Here is a 22,877-nt window from a genome sequence, read left to right as displayed (position 1 = left end):
ATCATTCCGCATAAATCGGAATAGAATAAATACCCAAACAAAAATAGAGTGGGGGAAGAAAAATGAGCATAAATCAAAAAAACATAAGAAACTTTTGTATTGTAGCCCATATTGACCATGGTAAGTCTACACTAGCTGATAGACTCTTAGAAAAGACAGGAACCTTAACTCAAAGAGAAATGGAAGCTCAGGTTTTAGATAATATGGAGCTTGAAAAAGAAAGAGGAATAACAATAAAATCCCAAGCTGCGAGATTAGTATATAAAAGAAGTGATGGAGAAGAATATATATTGAATCTTATAGATACTCCTGGTCATGTAGACTTTAATTATGAAGTATCAAGATCTCTTGCTGCTTGTGAAGGAGCTATATTAGTAGTAGATGCCACACAAGGTATACAAGCACAAACTTTAGCAAACACATATTTAGCGTTAGATCATGATTTGGAATTAGTACCAGTAATTAACAAAATTGATTTACCATCTGCTAGGGCTGATGAAGTAAGAGAAGAAATAGAGGATGTTATAGGAATAGAAGCATCAGAGTGTCCACTTATTTCAGCTAAAACTGGATTAAATATTGAAGATGTTTTAGAAGCTGTTGTTGAAAAAATACCAGCTCCATCAGGGGATGAAAATGCACCACTTAAGGCATTAATCTTCGATTCATTTTACGATTCGTATAAGGGTGTAGTATCTTATATAAGAATAAAAGATGGAAAGATCAAAAAAGGAACAAAAATAAAACTTATGGTAACGAAGAAAGAATACGAAGTTACTGAAGTAGGTGTTTTTGCACCAAATTACATGCCTGTAGATGAACTAGGTCCAGGATGTGTTGGATATTTTACTGCATCAATTAAAAATGTTAGAGATGCAAGAGTTGGAGACACTGTAACTTATGCTGAAGGTGGCACAGAGGAACCATTACCAGGATATAAACCAGCAATTCCTATGGTGTATTCAGGAATTTATCCAGTTGATGGAGCGAAATATGTTGAACTTAAAGAAGCTTTAGAAAAATTACAAGTTAATGATGCGGCGCTATCTTTTGAGCCTGAGACATCTGTAGCACTTGGATTTGGATTTAGATGTGGTTTTCTTGGATTACTACATATGGAAATAATACAAGAACGTATAGAAAGAGAATTTAATCTAGATATCATAACAACTGCACCGTCAGTTATATATAAAGTAATAAAAACAGATGGAGAAATTATAGAATTAACAAATCCAACTAATCTTCCACCAGTTACAGAAATTGATTACATGGAAGAGCCTATGGTAAAAGCAACAGTTATTACACCAGCAGACTTTGTTGGGGCCATAATGGAACTTTGTCAAGATAAAAGAGGTACATTTAAAGATATGCAATATTTAGAGGAAACTAGAGTTATGCTTACTTATGATATTCCTTTAAATGAGATAATCTATGATTTCTTTGATGCATTAAAATCAAGAACAAAAGGATATGCTTCATTTGATTATGAACTTATAGGATATTCAAGAACTAAACTAGTTAAACTTGATATATTATTAAATTCTGAAGTTGTAGATGCATTATCTATGATAGTCCCAGAAGAAAGAGCATATACTAGAGGAAGAGGAATAGCGGAAAAATTAAAAGAAGTTATTCCAAGACAAATGTTTGAAATTCCAATTCAAGCAGCAGTAGGAGCAAAAATTATAGCAAGAGAAACCATAAAAGCTATGAGAAAAGATGTATTAGCTAAATGTTATGGTGGAGATATTTCAAGAAAGAAGAAACTTCTTGAAAAACAAAAAGAAGGGAAGAAGAGAATGCGTCAAGTAGGTTCTGTAGAAGTACCACAAGAAGCATTTATGTCTATTTTAAAAGTAGATTAAAAATAAGAGAGGTGTCGCAACGATAAATGAAAATTTGTTTGCGAGCCTCTTTTTTTAAAATTCACAATTTACGATTCACAATTAAGGTGAAAATTCCTGCGGAATTTCTTGAATTATAAGTGCATTGTCGTTAATTTGTTATTGAGACTTATTTTATAATTATAATTGATATTATAATTATGTCTTATAGGTAGCTAATGAAAGTTGTATTTACATGAATTGTGAATTGCGCTTTGTGAATTGTGAATTATGATTTATATATAGGAGGAATTATGAGCAGTTTATATATACATATACCATTTTGTAAAAATAAATGTTTTTATTGTGATTTTCCATCGTATTCTTGTATGGAAAACAGTATAGAAGAATATTTAAATGCATTAGAAAAAGAAGCTAAATCGAGGGCAAAAGATACTTATGACACTATATTTATAGGTGGAGGCACACCAACCCATTTAAGTGAAAGGCAAATAGAAAAATTAGGTGATATTATAAGTAATATTAAGATGTCAAATAATTGCGAATTTACTATGGAAGGAAATCCAGGAACACTTACAAAAGAAAAGTTATGTATGATGAAGGATATTGGGGTAAATAGGCTTTCTATGGGATTACAAAGTACAAATAATGACTTGTTAAAATTTATAGGAAGAATACATAAGTATGAGGATTTTTTAAAAAATTATAATGATGCTAGAGAAGTAGGGTTTGAAAATATAAATGCAGATTTAATGTTTGGTCTACCAGGACAATCATTACAGGAATATAAAAAGTCTATAAAGTCTTTAATTGATTTAGGATTAGACCATATATCAGCATATTCTTTAATAATAGAAGAAGGAACAAAATTTTATGAATTATATAATAATGATAAGTTAAAGTTACCTGATGAAGAGGTAGAAAGAGATATGTATCGTATTACATTAGAGGAATTAGAGAAAGGAGGATATCATCAATATGAAATTTCGAATTTTTCAAAAGAAAAAAAGGAATGTAAACATAATATCGTTTATTGGACATTAAATAATTATATTGGGATAGGATCTTCTGCAGCATCATATTGTTCTCATAAAAGATTAAAAAATGTTAATAATATAGGTGAATATATAGATAGGATAAATAAAAAAGGCAATGCAATAGAAGAAGTAATAGAAAATTCTATAAAAGATGATATGGAAGAGTTCGTATTTATGGGATTAAGGATGATAAAAGGGATATCAATAGAGGAATTTTATAAAAGATATAATAAGAGAATAGAAGATATATATGGTGATGTCATTAATAAATATACTAATATGGATCTGCTTAAAATTGCTTGTGGTAATATGTTCTTGACTAAAAGGGGAATAGAAGTATCAAACTATATAATGAGTGATTTTATATTATAAATTACTTGCATATGAAAAATGGAGAATATAGTATCTAATTTAATCTAAATGATTTTTTTAAGTATAGAGGGTAAATTATGAGGTAAAAATCAATATTGACAATAATATTCCAAAGTGGTATTTTATAGACAAGATGTTAGCACTCAATTATAATGAGTGCTAATAAGAGGTGATAATGATGGAAATGGATGAAAGGAAAATTAGGATACTTCAAGCTATTGTTGATGACTATATAAGTACTGGGGAGCCAGTGGGTTCTAGAACAATTGCAAAAAAGTATAATTTAGGTGTTAGTCCTGCTACAATAAGAAATGAGATGTCAGACTTAGAAGAAATGGGGTATTTAGTACAGCTTCATACATCTTCAGGAAGAATTCCTTCCGATAAAGGATATAGATTATATGTTGACAGACTTATGATGCCATCAATAATCACACCTCAAGAAGAAAATTTAATTCATAGTGTTTTGAATCAAAGTATCTATGATTTAAGTAAGATAATTAAGTCATCAACAGAGTTATTATCTCATATGACAAAACTTACTTGTGTAGTTAAAACACCATCATTAAATAAAAGCTATCTTAAATCATTACAAATAGTATATGTAGATAAGCTTAAGTTACTTTTAGTTATGGTCAGCGACTCTGGAATCGTAAAAAATGCAATGATTAGAGTTGATGAAGAGGTGGATATTAACGCAGTAAATTCAATAAATGCTATATTAAATTCATTTCTTCAAGGTGTAGATTTAAAGTCTATAGATCATCAAGTTATTGTGGAACTTAAAAGTTCTTTTGCAGGCAATGAAAAAATATTTGATTCATTAATGAATCAAATTATTAATGAAATGAAAGATGATTATGATTCTGAAATTTACGTTGAAGGAATACAAAATTTATTTTCTATGCCTGAGTATAAAGATATTGATAAAGTTAAAAATATGTTCAACTTATTAGAAGATACCAAAAATGTAAATAGCCTATTGAAAGCTGAGAGCGATTTTAATATTGTTATCGGTGAAGAAAACAAAATAATAGGAGCAAAAGAATGTTCTGTTATAAAGGCTACTTACAAACTAGGTGATAGACCACTTGGTACCATAGGACTTATTGGACCAACAAGAATTCCATATGCAAGAATAGTATCTATATTAACATCTTTTGTTAATGAATTAAATAGAACTATAACTAAAAGATTAGGTGAAGAGTAGAGAGGTGATGTAATTGACAACTAATAATGAGGAAATGAAAGAAGAAATGAAAGATTCAAGTTGTGCAGAAGAATCGATAAATGAGGAATGCACTAACAATTGTGAAGAAAATATAGAATCTGATAATGTTGAAAATAATTCAGAAGAGGAATCTAAAGTAATTAATGAAGAAGATTACTATAAAGTAAAATATACTAAAGAAGCTGAAAATAGTAAAAAGCTTTCAAAGGAAGTAGAAGCCCTTCGTGATAAGCTTATGAGATTAGATAAAGAATATGAAAATCATAGAAATAGATCAGCTAAGGAAAAAGAAGAAATTTATGATAATGCTGTTGTAGATACTCTTAAAGAGATTGTACCAGCAATAGATAACTTAGAAAGAGCTGTATCAGCTGTTGGCGATGAAAGTTCTCTTAGAACTGGAGTTGAAATGACATTAAAAAGTTTGCTAGATTCATTAGCAAAACTTGGTGTAGAAGAAATATCTACAGAAGAAGGATTTGATCCAAATGTTCATCAAGCAATAATGCATATACAAGATGATTCTTTTGGAGAAAATGAAGTTGTAGAAGTATTCCAAAAAGGATACAAGAAAGAATCTAAAGTTTTAAGATATAGTATGGTAAAAGTAGCAAATTAATTGCAAAATAAAATTGGAGGTAATTATAATGTCAAAAGTAATAGGTATTGATTTAGGAACAACAAATTCATGTGTTGCAGTAATGGAAGGAGGAGATCCAGTAGTTATAGCAAACTCTGAAGGAGCTAGAACTACACCATCAGTAGTATCTTTCCAAAAAGATGGAGAAAGATTAGTAGGGCAAGTTGCAAAAAGACAAGCAATTACAAACCCAGATAAAACAATAATTTCAATTAAAAGACATATGGGTACAGACCATAAAACTAATATAGATGGTAAAGATTACACACCACAAGAAATATCAGCAATGATTTTACAAAAATTAAAGGCCGATGCTGAAAGTTATTTAGGAGAAAAAGTTACTCAAGCAGTAATAACAGTTCCAGCATACTTTAATGATGCAGAAAGACAAGCAACAAAGGATGCAGGTAAGATTGCAGGGCTTGAAGTATTAAGAATAATAAATGAACCAACAGCAGCATCTTTAGCATATGGATTAGATAAGCAAGATGATAGTCATACAATTTTAGTATATGACTTAGGTGGAGGTACTTTCGACGTATCTATTCTAGAACTTGGTGATGGATTATTCCAAGTTAAATCAACAAACGGAGATACTAAGCTAGGAGGAGATGATTTTGATGAAAAAATCATGAACTACTTAGCAGATAATTTCCAAAAAGAATATGGAATTGATTTAAGAAATGACCAAATGGCACTTCAAAGATTAAAGGAAGCAGCTGAAAAAGCTAAGATAGAATTATCTTCTTCACAAAGCACAAATATTAATCTTCCATTTATTACTGCTGATGCAACAGGTCCAAAACATATAAATGAAGATTTAACAAGAGCTAAGTTCAACGAATTAACAAGAGATTTAGTTGAAAGAAGCTTAACTCCAATGAAGAAAGCATTAGAAGATGCTAAAATGACAATTGGTGATATAGATAAAGTAATTTTAGTTGGTGGATCAACTAGAATACCAGCAGTAGTAGAAGCTGTTAAAAACTTTACAGGAAAAGAACCATCAAAGGGAGTTAACCCAGATGAAGCTGTTGCAGTTGGTGCTGCAATTCAAGCTGGTGTATTAACTGGTGATGTTAAAGATATCTTACTATTAGATGTAACACCATTAACATTAGGAATTGAAACAATGGGTGGAATTGCGACTCCATTAATAGAAAGAAATACACCAATCCCAGCTAAGAAGAGTCAAGTATTCTCAACTGCTGTAGATAATCAACCATCAGTTGAAATTAATATAGTTCAAGGTGAAAGACAAATGGCTGTAGATAACAAGTCACTTGGTAGATTCACATTATCAGGAATAGCTCCAGCTCCAAGAGGAATTCCTCAAATAGAAGTAACATTTGATATCGATGCAAATGGTATAGTTAATGTTTCAGCTAAGGATAAAGGAACTGGTAAGGAAGCTAATATAACTATCACTGCTTCAACTAATCTTTCTGATGAAGAAATAGATAAGGCTGTAAAAGAAGCTGAACAATTTGCAGAAGCTGATAAGAATAGAAAAGAAGCTATAGAAGTTAAAAATAATGCTGACAACTTAGTATATCAAATGGAAAAATCATTAACAGATCTTGGTGATAAAATTTCTGAAGATGAAAAAGCTAAAGTAACTGCTAAAATTGAAGAGTTAAAGAAAGTTAAAGATGGCGATGATATAGAAGCTATTAAGAAAGCACAAGAAGAATTAACTCAAGAATTCTATGCAATATCTCAAAAGATGTATGCTGAAGCAAATCCACAAGGTGCAGAAGGTGCTACTGGTGCAGGAGATGCTGCTGGTGCAGGAAGCGCTGATGATAATGTTGTAGATGCAGACTTTAAAGTAGATGATAAATAGTATATAATATAGAAGTCAAATGTTAAAGGGAAGGGTTTTACCCCTCCCTTAATTTAAGTAGGGTGGTGAAGAAATTGGCAAATAAGGATTATTATGAAGTGCTTGGTGTATCAAGAGATGCTTCTCAAGATGAAATAAAAAAGGCTTTTAAAAAGCTTGCTATAAAATATCACCCAGATAAAAATCAAGGTAACAAAGAAGCTGAAGAAAAATTTAAAGAAATAAATGAAGCGTTTCAAGTATTATCTGATCCAGAAAAGAGACAAAGATATGATCAATTTGGAAGCGCAGATGGTGCTGGATTTGATGGATTTGGTGGATTTGGCGGCTTTAGTAGCGGTGGCGGTTTTGATTTTGATTTAGGTGATATATTTGGAGACTTCTTCGGCGGTGGTGGAAGAAGTAAGAGAAGAAATGGTCCAGAAAGAGGATCAGATTTAGAAGTAACAATCAATTTGACTTTTGAAGAAGCAGTTTTCGGTTGTAAAAAAGAAATAAAAATTGTTAGAAATGAAAGCTGTGAAACTTGTAATGGTACAGGTGCTAAAAGTGGAAGCGGTAAAGAAACATGTTCTAAATGTGGAGGAACAGGTCAAATTAAAATTCAAAGAAATACACCACTTGGAACTTTTGTTCAAACAGGAACATGTGATACTTGCGGTGGTAAAGGAACAATTATTAAAGATCCATGCTCACATTGTGGAGGAACAGGTATTGAAAGAAGACAAAGAAGCATTACATTAGATATACCAGCAGGAGTAGATAATGATAATGTAATTCCACTTAGAGGACAAGGAAACCATGGTACTAATGGCGGACCAGCTGGAGATGTATATGTAAGAATCAGAGTTACTCCAAGTTCAGTATTTAGAAGAGAAGGTTCTGATATATATATAGAACAACATATTTCAATTGGAAAAGCTATATTAGGTGCTGAAGTTAAAGTTCCTACTATTGATGGAGATGTTAAGTATGATGTTCCAGCAGGAACACAATCAGGAACAACCTTTAGACTTAAAGGAAAAGGTGTAAGCAAAGTTAATACTTCTTATAGAGGAGATCAGTATGTTAAAATTATAGTTGATATTCCTAAGAAGTTAAATGAAGCTCAACATGAAGCAATTGAAATGTTTATGGAAGCATCAGGGGAATCTCTTGATGGAGTTCATACAAAGAAGTTTAAAAGTAGATTATTTGGTAAAAAGAAATAATATAGTTTGTGAGGATGTTGCATGATAAGTTAACTTACTGTGACATTCTCTTTTTATTATCTCTTTTATTGTTAAATTATAATAAAGTGTGTTAATATATAACTTGCATCAATGATTTATATTAAAAAAGTATGAATTTTATTATAGAAAAGCATAATTAAAGATTAGGAAAAGGTGATTATATGAACAAAGATTGGATAGAGATAACAATTATAACTTCTTCAGAAGCGGTAGAAGCAGTGCAAGGAATTTTATATACAACGGATGTAAAAGGTGTATCAGTGGTAGATAGTGAAGATTTAGAATTTAAAAAGAAACATCCTGGTGATTGGGATTATTTTGATGAAGAAATTTTAAATATAAAAGAGGGTGCCGTTGTAAAGGGGTATTATGTAGAAGAAGAAAATATTGAGGAGATAGTAGAATATATAAAAGAAAAAGTAGACAATTTAGGTGAATTCGGTATAGATAAAGGAGAAGGCACAATATTTGTTAGTAAAGTTTCAGAGGAAGATTGGGCAAATAATTGGAAAAAATATTATAAACCAACTAAAGTTGGTGCAAGATTAGTAGTAAAGCCATTATGGGAAGACTATGAAAAAAAATCTCATGAATTAATAATAGAATTAGATCCAGGTATGGCTTTTGGTACAGGTACTCATGAAACAACTAGAATGTGTCTTCAAGGATTAGAAAGATATGTTGGGGAAGATACAACAGTATTTGACATTGGTACTGGATCAGGTATTCTTGCAATTGGTGCAGCAATGCTTGGTGCAAAAAAGGCTGTTGGTGTCGACTTAGATCCAGTAGCTGTAGATTCAGCGAAAGAGAATGTAGCTTTAAATAAATTGTCAGATAATATTGAAATACTACATGGAGATTTAATGGAAGTGGTAGAAGGAAAAGCAGATATTGTAGTAGCAAATATAATTGCAGATGTAATCAAGTTCCTTACACCGATGGTAAAAGATTATATTGTGGATGATGGTTATTTTATTTCTTCTGGTATAATAAAAGATAAAAAAGATGAAGTTATTGAAGTATTAATTAAAAATGGATTTGAACCTATGGAAATAAATAATCAAGGTGAGTGGATTTGCATAATTGCAAAGAAGCATAAGATGATAACAAAGTAATCAAGGAGTTTATATATGCATAAGTTTTTTGTAGATAGTTCTAATATTATAGGCAATAATGTAAATATAATAGGTGATGATGTAAAGCATATTTATAAAGTTTTACGTCTCTCAGTAGGAGATATTGTTGCAATAAATGATTGTAATGGTAATGAATTTCTTGGAGAATTAGAAGAAATAAATAAAAAAGAAGTAAAAGTAAAAATTTTAGAAGAGCTTGAAACTAGTAATGAGCCACCTATAAAAATATCTTTATATCAAGGAATGCCTAAAGGGAGTAAGATGGACCTTATAGTACAAAAAGGAACTGAGCTTGGAATATCAAAGTTTCAACCTATTATTACAAAAAGAGTTGATGTAGCTTTCGAAGAATATAAAAAACTCGATAGACTTAGAAGAATAATATTAGAAGCATGTAAGCAAAGTAAGAGAAGTATTATTCCAACTATAAATGAGCCAATTAATTTTGAAAATACAAAAGAAGAGTTAAAACAGTATGATTTAATAGTAGTACCTTATGAAAGAGCTGATGATTATGGAATAAAATCTCTTTGTATGAATATTAAAAGGGAAGATATAAAGAATATAGCCATTGTTATTGGACCAGAAGGTGGATTTGAAGAAGATGAAATAGAAGAGTTGAAAAATATTGGCGCTGAGATAGTTACTTTAGGAAAAAGAATATTAAGAACTGAGACAGCAGGGTTTGTAGCAACATCATTACTATGTTATGAATTAGGAGATATGGGAGGCGTATAATATAATGAAAGTAGCATTTCAAACATTAGGATGTAGAGTAAATTCTTATGAGAGTGAAGCTATGACAGAAAAGTTTAAAAAAGAGGGCTTTGAAGTTGTAGATTTTAATGATAAAGCAGATGTATATGTTATTAATACATGTACAGTGACAAATATGGGAGATAAAAAATCAAGGCAAGCAATAAATAAAGCAAAAAAAGCTAATCCGGATTCTGTAGTAGCTGTCGTAGGATGTTATTCTCAAACTTCTCCAGATGAAGTGTCTAATATTGATGGAGTAGATGTAGTTCTTGGTACAAGAAATAAAGGGGATATAGTATATTGGGCTAATAGAGCTATGGCAGAAAAAAATCAATTTGTTGAAGTAAATGATGTATTGAGAAATAAGCAATTTGAAGAACTAGAAATTAGCGAATATCAAGATAGAACAAGAGCTTTTGTAAAGATACAAGATGGTTGTAATAGATTTTGTACATTTTGTCTTATTCCATTTGCAAGAGGTGCTGTATGTTCAAAAGATCCTAAAAAAGTTATAGAAGAAGTTAAAATTTTAGGCGAAAATGGATTTAAAGAAGTTATTTTATCAGGAATACATATTGCATCATACGGTATGGATCTTGAAGAAGAATATGAATTAGCTGATTTATTAGAAGAAGTAGAGAAAGTTGAAGGAATAGAGAGAATAAGAATAGGATCTATTGATCCTACTTACTTTACAAAGGATGTAGTAGAGAGAATTAGTAAACTTAAGAAACTTTGTCCTCATTATCACCTTTCACTTCAAAGTGGATGTGATAAGACATTGAAGAGAATGAATAGAAGATATACTGTTGAACAATATATAGATATAGTTAAAAATTTAAGAGAAAAAATAAAAGATGTTTCTATTACAACAGACTTAATAGTAGGCTTTCCAGGAGAAACTGATGAGGATTTTGAAACTACATTAAACTTTGTTAAGGATATAAAATTATCAAAGATACATGTATTTAAATATTCACCAAGAAAAGGAACAAGAGCAGCAACATTTGATGATGATGTTCATGGAAGTAAAAAGGAAGAGAGAAGTAAAGCTATTATTGCAGCTGACAGAAAAAATGAAGAGGATTTTGCTGACAAATATGTAGGAAAGACAGTAAAAGTATTATTTGAAGAAAAAGTTAAAGGAAAAGAAGGATTTTACAGTGGATATACAGAAAATTATATTAAGGTAATGGCAGAATCTACTGAAGATATTAGTGGATTAATTCTAGATGTAGATATCAAGGAAAATCACATAATATACTTAGAGGGAAGCCTAATAAAGGAGAGGATATAATGGATTGTTTATTTTGTAAAATAATAAAAGGAGAAATACCATCAGAAAAAGTATATGAAGATGATCTAGTTTATGCGTTTAAAGATATATCACCTATGGCTCCAGTGCATATACTAATAATACCGAAAAAACATATTAGCACAATTAATGATATCGAAGAATATGATGAATCAGTAATAGGTCATATTTTTACTGTTGCTAATAAAATTGCAAAAGAGTTAGGAATAGATGAAGAAGGATATAGAATTGTAAGTAATTGCAATAAAAATGCCGGGCAAACAGTATTCCATGTTCATTTTCATTTACTTGCAGGAAAAGAGTTAATTACTACACTTGGATAAGGTTTTATATTGACAATTAATTAAGATATAGTGTATAATAATCAATGTGCTATTGAAGCCCGCTGTATTTTAATTATTTTATTAAATGGCTAGCGGAGGGAGGGATATATATGTCAGAAATTAAAGTTGGAGAAAACGAAACATTAGATAGCGCTTTAAGAAGATTTAAGAGAAAATGCGCAAGAGCTGGTGTTCTTTCCGAAGTAAGAAAGAGAGAACATTATGAAAAGCCAAGCGTTAAGAGAAAGAAAAAATCAGAAGCTGCAAGAAAGAGAAAATTTAAATAGAATTATCTATTATAGAAGGTACCACAATTCAATACTATATAAGTTTAGAACTGTACAGTTAAAATTGTTTGAGTTGCCTTCCTGCGCAGTTGTATTATATTGCTTTTAATTTTAAAGTGGGTAGATAGCTAAAGAATAGAAATAATGTAAGTTAATTATAAATAGACCTCATATGAGGTCTATTTTCATTTTTTGAATAAATGTTATAGTTGAGACTTTTTAAACATAGATTTAATATGAAGGAGGTTGATACTATATGAATGAGAAAATGAGAAAATCAGCAGAGTTTCTTTCTGAAAAGCTTGATATACCTAAAGAGTTAGTTGGAGTCAAAGCTAAAATAACAATTCTAGGGAATGAAGAAATAACTGTAGAGAATCATAAGGGAATTATAAGCTTTTCAAAGGAATATTTAGAAATTGCTACTCATAAAGATAATATTTCATTGTATGGAGATAATTTTGAGATATGTTATATTTCAGAAGGCACAATGGTTATAAAAGGGAAACTTAATAGAATATCAGTAGGTGAGGATGATGAATAAAGGGCAATTTTTAAATTTATTTTATGAAGCTAGATTAACTTTAAAAATAGAAGTTATAGAATTAGAAGAGCTTATTAATAATCTTATAAAAAGTGATATAGATATAGATAGCATAACTAGAGTATCTATATCCTCAGCAATTTTATCTATTCAGTATAAAGATTTTGAGTTATTTAAGGAAATTTTTGAAAAGTATGATGGAACTTATAAAGTTATAGGTAAAGACAAAAGAAGTACAACCATATATATTTTAAAGAGTAGAATATCATTAGTAATTGGAATAGTAATATTCTTTTTATCGCTTATGCTATTTAATGAGATCATTTGGTCAATAGATATTAAAACAGAAAAGAACATCTCGCCATTTGAAATAAGAAATCTTTTATATAAGGAAGGAATAAAAGAAGGGACTTTTAAAAGAAAAATAAATTATGAAGATTTAGAGGAAAAGTTGAAAAGTGATCATTCAAAAATATCATGGGTATCTATAAGACCATATGGAAGTAAATTACTTATTGATGTTAGGGAAAAGCAGCTACCACCTAGTTTAATAAAAGATGATACAAAGAAAGATTTAGTAGCAAAAAAAGATGGAATAATATCTAGAGTATATACATCAAATGGTACTGCCCTTGTCAAAGCAGGAGATGTAGTTAAGAATGGAGATTCATTAATATCATATATAGAAGGTGATGAAAGTCATTCATATGAAGTTGTTCCTAAAGGTGTTGTAATGGCTAAAACTTTTTATGAAGATAAAATAATTGTCCCATACAAAGAAAAAAATAGGGAGAAAACTGGAAAATACATAACTAATAAATACATAATTATAGCAGGTAATAAAATATGCGTAAAAAAATCTGAGAATAAGTTTGAAAAATATGATAAAATAGAAGAAAACTATGGTCCTTTTGTAATAGAAAAATATTACGAAGTTATTGAGAATGAAGTAGAACTTAATAAGGAATCTGTAATAAAAAAAGCGGAAGGTGAATTGCTAGATAAGATAAGAAGTAATATAAGTGTAAATAGCACTATAATGGATAAAAAAATATATAGAGAAGAAAAAGGTGACTGTTGTGAAATTAGAATGATTATTCAATGCGAAGAAGATATATCTAATTAAAGGAGAATTAACATGGAAGATAAGAAAAAGGTTCCCAAAAGAAAATGGAACAGTATAGTTTTTATATACATAATTGCTTTTTTCGTTATATCTATAATAATTTGTACTGGGTATTATTCGGTAAAGTATAACTTAGAAGTTGGGGATATTGCAAAAGTAACTATTAAATCTCCTCGTGACGTAGAAGATAAAGTTACGACTGAAAAAGATAAAGAAAAAGCACTGCAATCTGTATCTAAAGTATATAAGGTAGATAGCAGTATTAAAAATGATCAGTTACAAAAGGTTCAGTCATTGATAGATACTTTTGATAAGCTTAGGATAAATAAAAATAGTGAAGAAATATTAAATAAAATTGATGATACATATGATTTGAATATTGATGATTTGAATAACATAATAAATCTTAATGATTCTGATTACAATGCATTTAGAACATATTTAAAAGAATCTGTTGATTCATTATCAACAATAGTGGTAAGAGATAATAATTCAGAGGATATAGCTAATGTGAGAAAAAATATATCATCTAAATTATCAGGTTACAATCTTTCATCTGAAATAAAGAGTATAATAAGTAAAATAGATAGCAGTTGTATCAAAGTTAATGCAGTAGTTGATGAAGATAAAACGAAACTTTTAGAAGAGGAAGCTTTAAAGAAAGTTCAATCTGTTATGATAAAGAAAGATCAGACAATTGTAAAAGAAGGAGAGCCTGTAGAGGAGTGGCAAATAAAAGTTCTAGAATCATTAGGGCTTCTTAATTCATCTAGAGGAAATAATTTCTTTATATATGCATCTATAGTAGCTATAGTAGCTATAGTTACATTTATGCAAGGTAGGTATTTGTTTAAGTTTAGGAAGGAGATATTTTATTCGCCTAGAAAATTTTCACTTATATTTTTCCTAATTACTATACAGATATTATTTGCTAGAATTCTTGTTATTCAACCATTTTTAATTCCATTAGGAGCTACTGCAATTTTAATGGTTTTAATTTTTGATAGAGAAACGTCATTGGTAATAAACTGTTTAAATGCAATATTGTTGTCTGTTGTAGTAAATTTTAATGTGCAAATAATAATTGTTTTCTTATTAAATATAATTTTAACTTTTATGTTTATGAAGAAGTTAAATGTTAGAAATGATATTTTTTCTTCCGCACTTATTATATCTGTAATTACAATTATGATAAATATTTTTGTTGGAAATGTTATAAGTAGCAATTTAATAGAGGTGTTAAAAAATTCGGCATTGTTAATGGTTGGGGGAGTTTTATCAGCTATTTTTGCGGCTGGTGCATTGCCTGTTATTGAAAACATGTTTGATATAGTTACTAATATAAAGCTATTGGAATTATCAAATCCTAATAATCCATTATTAAAACGATTGGTAGTTGAAGCACCAGGAACATATCATCATTCTTTAATGGTTGGAAATTTAGCAGAAGTTGCAGCAGAAGAAATAAAAGCTAATGCTACATTAGCAAGAGTAGGAGCATTTTATCATGATATAGGAAAGATTTCTAATCCTATATTTTTCAAAGAAAATCAGGTAAATGAAAGTAATCCACATAACAATTTGTCGTCAAAGATAAGTGCAATGATTATTATTTCTCATGTTACTGAAGGGGTAAAGTTATCTAAGGAGTATGCATTGCCAACAGCTATTGAAGATATTATAAGAGAACATCATGGTACAGACTTAGTTAAATATTTTTATATTACAGAAAGAAATAATGCTGAAAATCCAGATGATGTAGATGTTAATTTATTCAAATATCCAGGACCGATTCCAAAGAGCAAAGAAAGTGCTATAATAATGCTTGCTGACGGTGTAGAAGCATCAGTGAGAAGTATTAAGAATCCTACTGTAGAATCTATAACTGAAATGGTAAATAATATATTTACAAATAGGTTGTCGGAAGGACAATTAGATGACTGTGACTTAACGTTAAAAGATTTAAATAGAATAAAGGAGGCTTTTATAAAAGTGCTTATGTCTATGTATCATCAAAGAATTGAATATCCAAAAGATAAAAATAATAAGGAGATAGAGAAAAGTGATCTATATAGAAAATAATCAATCAAAAAAAGAAGTAAAAGATGAACTAAATGATTTGTTAGAAGAAGTAATTAATTTTACTATAGAAGAGGAAAAAGTAGATGTTGATGTTGAAGTAAGTTTATTATATGTAGATAATGAAGAAATAAAAAATATTAATAAAGAATTCAGGAAAATTGATAGGGTGACAGATGTATTATCATTTCCTATGTTAAGTTATCCAGAAGGAAAAGTTTATAAAGATATATATTATAAAGATAAAGAGCTATTAGAAAGAAACCTAGATAATGGGGTATTAATATTAGGTGATATTGTGCTATCTTTAGAAAGAGCTGAAGAACAAAGAATAGAGTTTGGACACTCGTTTTTAAGAGAAGCAGCATATTTGACAGTACATTCAGTATTACATTTGTTAGGCTATGATCATATTAATGACAGTGATAAAGAAAAGATGAGAAGACGAGAAGAGGAAATACTAAATAAATTTCAAATAACTAGGTAGGTGGTACTATGAAGCAAGTTAGAAGCATAGTAGATTCCTTTAATTATGCAATTGAAGGACTAGTATATGCTACTAGAACTCAAAGGAATATGAGGATACACTTAATTACATCATTAGGTATTCTTACAGCTTGCTTTTTTTATAAACTTAGTAAAGCTGAAATATTAGTATTATCAATAACAATAACATTAGTATTATTTGCTGAACTTATTAACACTGCCATAGAAGCTACTGTTGATATATTAACAAATAATTTTCATCCTCTAGCGAAAATTGCTAAAAATACAGCTGCAGGAGCAGTTTTAGTAACTGCAATTAATGCTATATTTATAGGATATATAATATTTTGGGATAAACTTAAAAAATTATCTTTTCAATTAGTTAATATAATAAAAGAATCTGATACATATTTAGTTTTTATAGTATTAATACTAATTTGTATGATAATATTATTTTTGAAAGCTGTAATAGGAGAAGGAACACCGCTTAGAGGTGGTATGCCTAGTGGTCATGCATCTATTAGTTTTGCTATTGCTACTATGATATCATTAATTGCTAAAAATGAAAGTGTAATTTTATTATCATTTATATTAGCAATTATTGTTGCACAAAGTAGAGTAGACTCTAAAGTACATACAGTTTGGGAAGTAATAGTTGGAGCAATTGTTGGAATATTAATTACAGTAATTATATTTAAAGTGTTTACATATTAAAGGAGAGTTATAATGAAAGATTTAATTAAGATAGCAATGGAGTACAAAGAAAAGGCCTATGTTCCATATTCAAATTTTAGAGTAGGTGCGGCAGTGCGATTTGATAGTGGAAATATATATGGTGGATGTAATATAGAAAATGTATCATTTGGAGCAACTAATTGTGCTGAAAGAACAGCTATATTTTCTGGAGTTAAAGAAGGAGAAAAAGTTATAAGTGAAATTGCTATAGTTGCTGATTCAGAGGAGCTTATAGCTCCATGTGGAATATGTAGGCAGGTTATAGTGGAATTTTGCTCAAAAGATAGCAAAATAATTCTAGCAAAAAATGAAGAAGAGTATATAATTAAAACTATTGAAGAAATTATGCCAGGAGCATTTACAAAAGATTTCTTAAAATAAGGAGGAAATATGTTTAAATCAGGATTTGTAACAATAATAGGAAGACCAAATGTAGGAAAATCAACTTTGATGAATTATTTAGTAGGAGAAAAATTATCTATAGTTTCTTCTAGACCACAAACTACAAGAAACAATATACAGACTATACTCACAACTAAAGATTATCAAATAGTTTTTGTAGATACTCCAGGAATGCATAAACCTAAGCATAAACTTGGTGAATTTATGATGAAAAATGCTCAAGAGGCATTAAAAGATGTTGACCTTGTATTATTTATGACAACAGCTGATAAAGAATTAGGGATTGGAGATAAAAAAATTCTTGAGGATTTAAGATCTACAAAAGGTAAAAAAATTTTTATAATAAATAAAATAGATGAAACTCCATCAGAGAAAGTGGCAGAATTTTTAGAGTCTATCAAAGAATATAATTTCTTTGATGAAGTTATTCCTATATCAGCATCAAATGGTAAAAATGTAGATACCTTATTAAAACTAATGGTTGATAATCTTAATGAAGGACCTATGTATTATCCAGAAGATATGATTACAGATGTAAATGAGAGATTTGTAGTTATGGAAATAATAAGAGAAAAGGCATTAAGATTATTATCTAAAGAAGTTCCTCATGGTATAGCAGTAGAGGTTATATCAATGAAAAAGGATGAAAAAGGAATGTATCATATTGATGCAAATATGATTTGTGAAAAAGATTCTCATAAAGGAATTATTGTTGGTAAAAATGGTGCTATGATGAAAAAAATATCTACTTATGCTCGACAAGATATTGAAAAATTCTTAGATGCTAGAGTGAATTTGAAGGTATGGGTAAAAGTTAGAAAAGAATGGAGAGATAATGCCTTACTTCTAAAAGATCTAGGTTATAAAAACTTAAAGTAGGAGATGATATTCTGTCCATAATAAAAACACGAGCTATAGTATTAAAAGCTATAGATTATAAAGAAAGAGATAAGATAATTACCGTCTTTAGTGAAAGTTTAGGAAAGATATCTGTTATGGTTAGGGGAGTTAAAAGTAATAAAAGCCAAATGCTGCCATTGACGCTTCCGATGTCTTATAGTGAGTTAGTTTTATTTAAGGGTAAAGGAATGTATACATTGAATGAAGGATTCTTAATAGATTCTTTTCAAGAGATGTTAAAGGATATATATACTTTAACTTATGGAAATTACATTTTAGAATTAATAGATATGAGTATGGTAGATGATGAAATAAATATTAATCTATTTAAGAATGTAGTTGTATCATTTTATTTTCTAAAGAATAAAGCTGTTAGTGATAGAATTGTGATAAGAAAATTTGAATTAGATTTGCTAAAATATACAGGACATAGTTTGAATTTTGAAAACTGTGGAATTTGTAGAAATAAGATTATATCTAGTAATTACATAATATATCCACCATTTAGTGGAGTATGTGGTAACTGTAATAAAAAAAATGGTATATATATATCATATAGTGTTTTCTCTTTTATGAAATATTTGTATCATATAGATATTATGAAAATACATATACTAAAAGAAAATAATTATATACTTTCTGAAATAGAAAAGATAAATTCAGAATTGATAGTTACAAGTATAGGAAAGAAACCTAAAAGCTTAGAACTTTTAGAAATATTATAAGGGAGGAATAAAGATGGAAGATATTACTCTTGAAAAAATTGACACATTAATAGAAAGAACTGGTATAGGTTATGGCAAAGCTAAAGAAATTTTAGAAATTTGTGATGGTAATATTGTAGATGCATTAGTTTATGCAGAAAAATTAAAGGAAAATGAGCCAGATTCTGTTTTGAAGACAACTACAGATGGTGTTATAAAGTATTTAGAGGAACTTATTAAAAAAGGAAATGTTTCAAGAATAAGAATAAAAAAAGAAGATAAAGTTTTGGTGGATATACCTGTAAATGGAGGTATTGCTGTAGGATTATTAGGGATTGCTATATCGCCGATATTAATTCCACTTACAGTGATTGGAGGTGTTATCTCTAATGTTGTTATAGAGATAACTGATGATGAAGGAAATATTAAAGAAGTTAATGCTTTGATAGAAAGTGGTGCTAAGGATATAAAAAATAAAGTTTCTAGTTTAGCACTTAATATTAGAGATAAGATGAGTAGCTCTAAAGGAGATAGTGGATCTACTTATAATGAATCAATTTCTTATACTGTAAAATTTGATGATGAAGATAAATAAAAAAGTAGGACTGAGAAATCAGTCCTACTTTTTTTATTTATTATTTTTGCATAATTTATTATTTACAGTAATAAAAATAATTATGTAAAGGAGGATAAAAAATGGAGAACTGGAAAGAAGTTGTATTGTTATTGCCAGAATCTGTGGCAGTGCTAATAAAGAAAAAACTTATTAGATCAATTGAAGAAATAAGATTATCTATTGATAAACCTGTAGTTCTTTTAGGAGAGAATAAAGAAGTTTTAGGTGAAAGAAGAATTACTAATGAAGAATTTATGTTGACTCTAAATAGACTTACATCATATTCATTGTATGCATATAAAGAAGAAATTAAAGGTGGATACTTTACCTTAAAGGGAGGACATAGAGTAGGAATAGGTGGACAATATATAACCGATGGTGGAGCTATAAAAACTATAAAACATATTTCATCACTTAATATAAGAATTAATAGAGAAGTAAAGGAATGTTCAAATAGGATTTTAAAGTACATATGTAAAAATGGAAAAGTATATAATACGTTAATTGTATCTCCACCTAAGTGTGGTAAGACTACACTTTTAAGAGATATATCAAGGTCGTTATCAAATGGTGAGAATTGTGACATCACTAGAGGGGTCAGGGTGTCTATTATAGATGAGAGAAGTGAAATAGCTTGTTGTAACAAAGGTGTGCCACAATTTGATGTGGGATTAAGAAGTGATGTATTAGATGGATGTCCTAAAAGTAAAGGAATTATGATTGCTATAAGATCGTTGAGCCCTGATGTAATAGTTTGTGATGAAATAGGTACTGATGAGGATATAAATAGCCTCATAACGGCATTAAATTGTGGTGTATCTGTTATTACTTCAATTCATGGTGATGATATAAGCGATGTTGAAGAAAGAATCATGTATAAGAAGATACTGGAGAATAAGTTTTTTGATAGAGTTATAGAGTTAACTAATTATCCAAAAGTTGGAACGATAAAAAGAGTATATGATTATAAAAATAAGAGGATTTTATTATGATTATAAAGATTATTGGATCATTAATTATTTTAGGTAGCACTACTATAGCAGGCTTTATATTAGGGGATATAGTTAAGGCAAGATTTGAGCAATTAATGGAACTACAAAAAGCAATAAATATAATAAAAAATGAAATGATATATTCTTTTGATGTTTTAGAAAATATTTTACTAACTACATCGAAGCATGTAAAAGGGTCTATAAGTCTAATATTTAAGAGAGCAAGTGAGATTATATATGCAAAGGAAGTTGATAATGTTAAAGAAGCCTTTGATAAAGCTTTAGAAGAGATAAGTCATAATTTAAATAAAGAAGATATAGAAGTAATACGTGCAATGGCCACCTCTATAGGAAATTTTGATGTTGATGGTGAAAGTGAATTATTAAATTTAACACTAATTAATATTGAAAGACAATTAAAAGAATCAGAGGAACTTAAGAATAAGAATTTAAAAATGTATAGATCTTTAGGTATATGTATTGGCCTTATTATAGTTATTTTTATATTTTAGGAGGAGATTTTAGATGGAGTTAGTGTTAGTTTTTAAGATAATAGGAATAGGGATAATAACCATTGTTTCGGACAGATTATTAAAAGCTGCAAATAAAGATGATTTTGCAACTTTAGCTAATATAGCAGGAATAACAATAATATTATTTATGGTGATAGAGCAAGTTTTTAAATTACTTACTACAGTGAGGACTATGTTCAATCTTTAAGGAGGGAAAATGGAAGATATATTAAAAGTTGTGTCAATAGCAATGGTAGGTATGGTAGGATATTTAGTATTAAAAAAGTGGAGAGATGATATTGCCATTTTATTTTGTTTAGCTATAGGAGTAACTATTCTATTATTTGTTATGCCCCAAATATCAGAAGTTCTAAATCTTATAAAAAGATTGGCGGAAAAAGGAAGTATAGAACCTTTTTATATTACAACCACATTCAAGATAATAGCAATTGCATATATAACTACTATTGCATCTGAAATATGCAAAGATGCCGGTGTTGGTTCACTTGGAAGTAAAGTGGAATTAGCGGGAAAAGTAATGATACTAATGTTAGCCGTGCCTATAATATATGGGCTTTTAGATACTATTGTTAAATTGTTATGAGGAAGGGTTATGAAGAAATTAATAGTTTTTATTATATCGATATTGTTGTTATTATTTCCATCTGCCATAGCATTAGGGGAGGAAGAGGTTAAGCCTAATGATATTGAAGGGGTAGAGGAATTTGATAATTACATAAATAATTTTAAGACGAGATATGATCTTTTAAATGATATAGATTTTAGCAAATACATAGAAGATACATTTAAGAATGGAACTAGTGAATTAAATATTAAAGAAATATCTTCAACATTAATAAAGTATACAGTAAAAGAAATTTATGCATCTATAAAGATTATGGCATTGCTTGCAGTTATGGTGTTACTGACATCATTTTTAATGAGCTTACAGGAAGCTTTTTCAGGAAATAATTTAATTAATATAAGTTTCTATGCAATTTATGGATTGATAATGATTTTATTAATGAAAAATATGTTAATTGGTGTGGAAGAGTGTAAAGAGATAATAAAATCTTTATCAGATTTTATGGTGGTATTGATTCCGCTGCTTCTTACAATGCTTATAGGAATTGGAGGATTTACTGAAGCAGTGGCTATGGATCCTATTGTAATAGCAGTAGTAAATATTTGTGTAACAATAGTGGTAAATTTTTTACTTCCAGCTATTCTAATGGTAACAGTTTTGAAACTTATAAATAATTTATCTGATGATGATAAGCTTACAAAATTAACGGCATTGTTTAATTCGGTAATAAAATATACCCAAGGTATAATGCTTACAGTTTTTATTACAGTTTTAACAATTAGAGGTGTTACTACACGTACTTTTGATAAGGTAGCTGTTGAAACTGCTAAATTTGCCGTAGATAACTTTGTGCCAGTTGTAGGTGGTGCATTATCCGATGCAGTTACATCTGTAGCTAATTATTCATTACTTATAAAAAATTCATTGTCATCGGTAGGACTAATTGTAATAGTATTCTTAATATTAACTCCAATAATAAAATTATTTATATTATCTTTAATAAATAAGTTTACTGCAGCTATTTTGGAACCAATAGGCAATAAAAAAATTATTGATTCCATAAATGAAGTAGGTAATAGTTTAATGCAAATCATATCTTGTGTTGTAGTTGTTTCATTAATGTTTTTTATAATGATTGCAATAATAGCATCTGCAAAACCAATATAGGAG

The 22,877-nt window shown here is 29.1% G+C and carries 25 protein-coding genes; all 25 read left to right on the top strand.

Annotated elements, in window-relative coordinates; all coding sequences use genetic code 11:
- The first annotated feature begins 62 nt into the window (after positions 1–62).
- The 25 genes from lepA (at position 63) to spoIIIAE (ending at position 22,874) form a co-directional block, all read left to right on the top strand.
- Positions 63–1,865 carry a translation elongation factor 4 gene (lepA, locus tag CM240_RS07335; RefSeq protein ID WP_044037880.1) on the top strand — a complete coding sequence of 601 codons (1,803 nt, stop codon included), beginning with the start codon at positions 63–65 and terminating at the stop codon, positions 1,863–1,865.
- A 272-nt stretch (positions 1,866–2,137) separates the two neighbouring features.
- Positions 2,138–3,253 carry a radical SAM family heme chaperone HemW gene (gene hemW / locus CM240_RS07330; protein WP_044037877.1) on the top strand — a complete coding sequence of 372 codons (1,116 nt, stop codon included), beginning with the start codon at positions 2,138–2,140 and terminating at the stop codon, positions 3,251–3,253.
- A 175-nt stretch (positions 3,254–3,428) separates the two neighbouring features.
- Positions 3,429–4,463: a heat-inducible transcriptional repressor HrcA gene (gene hrcA, locus CM240_RS07325; protein ID WP_242838467.1), complete on the top strand. Its 1,035-nt coding sequence runs from the start codon at positions 3,429–3,431 to the stop codon at positions 4,461–4,463.
- A gap of 34 nt (positions 4,464–4,497) precedes the next feature.
- Positions 4,498–5,103 carry a nucleotide exchange factor GrpE gene (grpE, locus tag CM240_RS07320; protein WP_044039811.1) on the top strand — a complete coding sequence of 202 codons (606 nt, stop codon included), beginning with the start codon at positions 4,498–4,500 and terminating at the stop codon, positions 5,101–5,103.
- 28 nt (positions 5,104–5,131) lie between these two features.
- Positions 5,132–6,970, top strand: coding sequence for a molecular chaperone DnaK (gene dnaK, locus CM240_RS07315; protein WP_044037874.1), 1,839 nt, complete (start codon positions 5,132–5,134; stop codon positions 6,968–6,970).
- A gap of 74 nt (positions 6,971–7,044) precedes the next feature.
- Positions 7,045–8,181 (top strand): molecular chaperone DnaJ, encoded by a 1,137-nt coding sequence (gene dnaJ / locus CM240_RS07310; RefSeq protein ID WP_044037872.1) that lies wholly within the window; start codon positions 7,045–7,047, stop codon positions 8,179–8,181.
- A 182-nt stretch (positions 8,182–8,363) separates the two neighbouring features.
- On the top strand, positions 8,364–9,320 hold the full coding sequence (gene prmA, locus CM240_RS07305) for a 50S ribosomal protein L11 methyltransferase (RefSeq protein ID WP_044037870.1): 957 nt from the start codon (positions 8,364–8,366) through the stop codon (positions 9,318–9,320).
- Positions 9,321–9,335: 15 nt separating this feature from the next.
- Positions 9,336–10,079, top strand: a complete 744-nt coding sequence (locus tag CM240_RS07300) for a 16S rRNA (uracil(1498)-N(3))-methyltransferase (RefSeq protein WP_044037861.1) — start codon at positions 9,336–9,338, stop codon at positions 10,077–10,079.
- A 4-nt stretch (positions 10,080–10,083) separates the two neighbouring features.
- Complete coding sequence (mtaB, locus tag CM240_RS07295; RefSeq protein WP_044037859.1) at positions 10,084–11,397, top strand: tRNA (N(6)-L-threonylcarbamoyladenosine(37)-C(2))-methylthiotransferase MtaB; 1,314 nt, start codon at positions 10,084–10,086, stop codon at positions 11,395–11,397.
- Complete coding sequence (locus tag CM240_RS07290; RefSeq protein ID WP_423219465.1) at positions 11,397–11,738, top strand: histidine triad nucleotide-binding protein; 342 nt, start codon at positions 11,397–11,399, stop codon at positions 11,736–11,738. The genes mtaB and CM240_RS07290 overlap by 1 nt, the downstream gene beginning before the upstream one ends.
- A 110-nt stretch (positions 11,739–11,848) precedes the next feature.
- Positions 11,849–12,025: a 30S ribosomal protein S21 gene (rpsU, locus tag CM240_RS07285; RefSeq protein WP_032121923.1), complete on the top strand. Its 177-nt coding sequence runs from the start codon at positions 11,849–11,851 to the stop codon at positions 12,023–12,025.
- Between the two features lie 256 nt (positions 12,026–12,281).
- Entirely contained in the window at positions 12,282–12,569 is a 288-nt protein-coding gene (locus CM240_RS07280; RefSeq protein ID WP_044037853.1) for a YabP/YqfC family sporulation protein, read from the top strand.
- Positions 12,562–13,695 (top strand): sporulation protein YqfD, encoded by a 1,134-nt coding sequence (gene yqfD / locus CM240_RS07275; protein ID WP_051483746.1) that lies wholly within the window; start codon positions 12,562–12,564, stop codon positions 13,693–13,695. Before CM240_RS07280 ends, yqfD begins: the two co-directional genes overlap by 8 nt.
- A 12-nt stretch (positions 13,696–13,707) precedes the next feature.
- Positions 13,708–15,777, top strand: coding sequence for an HD family phosphohydrolase (locus tag CM240_RS07270; protein WP_044037852.1), 2,070 nt, complete (start codon positions 13,708–13,710; stop codon positions 15,775–15,777).
- Complete coding sequence (gene ybeY / locus CM240_RS07265) at positions 15,758–16,261, top strand: rRNA maturation RNase YbeY (protein WP_044037849.1); 504 nt, start codon at positions 15,758–15,760, stop codon at positions 16,259–16,261. Before CM240_RS07270 ends, ybeY begins: the two co-directional genes overlap by 20 nt.
- Positions 16,262–16,269: 8 nt before the next feature.
- Positions 16,270–16,974, top strand: coding sequence for a diacylglycerol kinase (locus tag CM240_RS07260; protein ID WP_044037847.1), 705 nt, complete (start codon positions 16,270–16,272; stop codon positions 16,972–16,974).
- A 12-nt stretch (positions 16,975–16,986) separates the two neighbouring features.
- Positions 16,987–17,376 carry a cytidine deaminase gene (locus CM240_RS07255; protein WP_044037845.1) on the top strand — a complete coding sequence of 130 codons (390 nt, stop codon included), beginning with the start codon at positions 16,987–16,989 and terminating at the stop codon, positions 17,374–17,376.
- Between the two features lie 9 nt (positions 17,377–17,385).
- The gene (gene era, locus CM240_RS07250) at positions 17,386–18,276 is read left to right on the top strand and encodes a GTPase Era (RefSeq protein ID WP_044037843.1); all 891 of its coding nucleotides are present in this window, start codon (positions 17,386–17,388) and stop codon (positions 18,274–18,276) included.
- Positions 18,277–18,284: 8 nt separating this feature from the next.
- Complete coding sequence (gene recO / locus CM240_RS07245) at positions 18,285–19,022, top strand: DNA repair protein RecO (RefSeq protein ID WP_044037841.1); 738 nt, start codon at positions 18,285–18,287, stop codon at positions 19,020–19,022.
- Positions 19,023–19,035: 13 nt separating this feature from the next.
- A complete protein-coding gene (locus CM240_RS07240) occupies positions 19,036–19,596 on the top strand; it encodes a DUF4342 domain-containing protein (RefSeq protein WP_044037839.1) in 561 nt (186 codons plus the stop codon).
- 101 nt (positions 19,597–19,697) lie between these two features.
- Positions 19,698–20,609: a stage III sporulation protein AA gene (gene spoIIIAA / locus CM240_RS07235; RefSeq protein ID WP_044037837.1), complete on the top strand. Its 912-nt coding sequence runs from the start codon at positions 19,698–19,700 to the stop codon at positions 20,607–20,609.
- Complete coding sequence (locus CM240_RS07230; RefSeq protein ID WP_044037834.1) at positions 20,606–21,121, top strand: hypothetical protein; 516 nt, start codon at positions 20,606–20,608, stop codon at positions 21,119–21,121. Before spoIIIAA ends, CM240_RS07230 begins: the two co-directional genes overlap by 4 nt.
- A gap of 13 nt (positions 21,122–21,134) precedes the next feature.
- Positions 21,135–21,329: a stage III sporulation protein AC gene (gene spoIIIAC, locus CM240_RS07225; RefSeq protein WP_044037832.1), complete on the top strand. Its 195-nt coding sequence runs from the start codon at positions 21,135–21,137 to the stop codon at positions 21,327–21,329.
- A gap of 9 nt (positions 21,330–21,338) precedes the next feature.
- Positions 21,339–21,725: a stage III sporulation protein AD gene (spoIIIAD, locus tag CM240_RS07220; protein WP_044037830.1), complete on the top strand. Its 387-nt coding sequence runs from the start codon at positions 21,339–21,341 to the stop codon at positions 21,723–21,725.
- A 9-nt stretch (positions 21,726–21,734) separates the two neighbouring features.
- Entirely contained in the window at positions 21,735–22,874 is a 1,140-nt protein-coding gene (gene spoIIIAE / locus CM240_RS07215; RefSeq protein WP_044037828.1) for a stage III sporulation protein AE, read from the top strand.
- Positions 22,875–22,877: the final 3 nt, after the last annotated feature.

The sequence above is a fragment of the Clostridium bornimense genome (genome assembly GCF_000577895.1).
Lineage (GTDB): Bacteria > Bacillota > Clostridia > Clostridiales > Clostridiaceae > Clostridium_AN > Clostridium_AN bornimense.
Note: the sequence above shows the minus strand (reverse complement) of the source record. Positions and strands in the feature narration are given on the sequence as shown.